The sequence below is a fragment of the Nocardioides sp. CPCC 206348 genome (genome assembly GCF_048654705.1).
Taxonomy (GTDB): Bacteria; Actinomycetota; Actinomycetes; order Propionibacteriales; family Nocardioidaceae; genus Nocardioides.
In genome coordinates this window covers 36,989-38,816 of sequence record NZ_JBMCZA010000111.1, presented here as the reverse complement: position 1 = coordinate 38,816, position 1,828 = coordinate 36,989, and the positions used below count along the sequence as shown (strand labels likewise).

4 protein-coding genes are annotated in these 1,828 nt (G+C 69.6%); all 4 read right to left on the bottom strand.

What is annotated here, in order from left to right:
- A partial coding sequence (hisG, locus tag ACOADB_RS06465) for an ATP phosphoribosyltransferase (protein ID WP_378597134.1) occupies positions 1 to 331 on the bottom strand: 331 nt, incomplete at its 3' end.
- A gap of 10 nt (positions 332 to 341) precedes the next feature.
- On the bottom strand, positions 342 to 605 hold the full coding sequence (locus ACOADB_RS06460; RefSeq protein WP_378597133.1) for a phosphoribosyl-ATP diphosphatase: 264 nt from the start codon (positions 603 to 605) through the stop codon (positions 342 to 344).
- A 45-nt stretch (positions 606 to 650) separates the two neighbouring features.
- Positions 651 to 1,136, bottom strand: a complete 486-nt coding sequence (gene ribH / locus ACOADB_RS06455) for a 6,7-dimethyl-8-ribityllumazine synthase (protein ID WP_378597132.1) — start codon at positions 1,134 to 1,136, stop codon at positions 651 to 653.
- Position 1,137: 1 nt separating this feature from the next.
- Positions 1,138 to 1,828: GTP cyclohydrolase II (gene ribA, locus ACOADB_RS06450; protein ID WP_378597130.1), on the bottom strand; the 691-nt coding region annotated here is incomplete at its 5' end.

The following is a 1,828-nucleotide window of genomic DNA, read 5'->3' as shown; positions in this document are numbered from 1 at the left end:
GGAGACCGCCGAGGTCGTGCACGTCCGTGGCCGTGCCGGGCTTGGCCGCGAAGCGGAACTTCGAGCGGCCGAAGCCGAGCTGGAGCGCCTCGGTCGCGTGGGCGTGGGAGTCGAGAAGCAGGTCGCGGCCGGTGATGCCGGCATCGAGGGTGCCCTCGCCGACGTACAGCGCAATGTCACGCGGTCGCAGGTAGAAGAACTCGACGCCGTTGTCAGGGTCGAGCTTGGTGAGCTGCTTGGAGTCCGAGCGCTGGGCGTAGCCCGCTTCGCGCAACATCGTCGAGGCGGCCTCGGACAGGGCCCCCTTGTTGGGGACGGCGATCTTGAGCATGAAGTGTTCCTCAGAGGTGGGTGTAGACGTCCTCGAGCGAGAGTCCGCTCGCGATCATGAGGACCTGGGCGTGGTAGAGCAGCTGGCTGATCTCCAGCGCGGTGGCCTCGCGGCCCTCATGCTCTGCAGCCATCCAGGACTCGGCGGCTTCCTCGATCAGCTTCTTGCCGATCGCATGGACGCCGGCATCGAGGGCCGCCACGGTGCCCGAGCCCTGGGGCCGGGTCTGGGCCTTCTCGCTGAGCTCAGCGAACAGCTCGTCGAACGTCTTCACAGGGGTTGAGCCTACGGCGTCAGGACCAGTGGTCTTGCGCCGGTCTCACCCGGTGTAGCCGCGACGGATGCGCTTGAGCGTCGCCGCGGTCTGCAACGCCGCCGAGGCCGCCTCGTAGCCCTTGTCCTCCGAGGAGCCCGGCAGGCCAGCCCGATCGAGGGCCTGCGCGTCGTCGTCACAGGTGAGGACACCGAAGCCGATCGGCGTCGAGTGGTCGAGCGAGACGCGGGTCAGGCCATCGGTCGCGGCGTTGCAGACGAAGTCGAAGTGGGGCGTACCACCGCGGATGACCACGCCGAGGGCGATCACGGCGTCGTACGACGGCGCGAGGGCTGCCGCCGCCACCGGCAGCTCGAACGTGCCGGGCACGCGCACCACGACGGGCGCTTCGAGCTTGTGGTCCGCGAAGGCCCGCTGCGCGCCGGCGATCAGGCCGTCCATCACCTCGGTGTGCCAGCTCGCCGCCACCACCGCGACCCGCAGGTCGTGGCAGTCGATGGGCGCGATCTCGGGGGCGCCGTGTCCAGCCATGTCAGATGATTCCTTCGCGTTCGGTCTCGGCGAGTGCGAGATGGGGCAGGTCGTGGCCCATCCGGTCCCGCTTGGTGAGCAGGTAGGCCAGGTTGTGGTCGTTGGGGTGCGGAGTGAGCTGCACACGCTCGGCGACCTTGATGCCGTAGTCCTCGAGGTCGCTGACCTTCTCGGGGTTGTTCGTCAGCAGGCGCACCTCGGTGACGCCCAGGTCCTTGAGGATCTGGGTGGCGGCGCCGTAGTGGCGCGCGTCGGCGGGCAGGCCCAGGTCGAGGTTGGCGTCGACCGTGTCGCGGCCGCCGTCCTGCAGCTGGTAGGCCTGCAGCTTCGCGACCAGGCCGATCCCCCGGCCCTCGTGGCCACGGAGGTAGACCAGCACGCCGCGGCCCTCCTCGACGATCCGGTCGAGCGCCTCGTTCAGCTGGGGACCGCAGTCGCAGCGGCTGCTGCCGAACACGTCTCCGGTGAGGCACTCCGAGTGGACCCGCGTCAGCACGGGGCCTTCGTCGTTGAGGGTGTCCAGGTCGCCGTACACGAGGGCGACGTGCTCGCTGTCGTCGACGGTGATCGTGTAGCCGATCGCCGTGAACTCGCCGTGGCTCGTGGGCAGCCGGGTCTCGGCCTCGCGCACCACGTGGCGCTCGACGCGGCGGCGGTAGCGGACGAGGTCCTCGATCGAGATCATCGCGACG

What these genes read in the sequence shown, in the direction of transcription:
- ribH (WP_378597132.1), bottom strand. Translation starts at nt 1,136, where the DNA reads ATGGCTGGACACGGCGCCCCCGAGATCGCGCCCATCGACTGCCACGAC.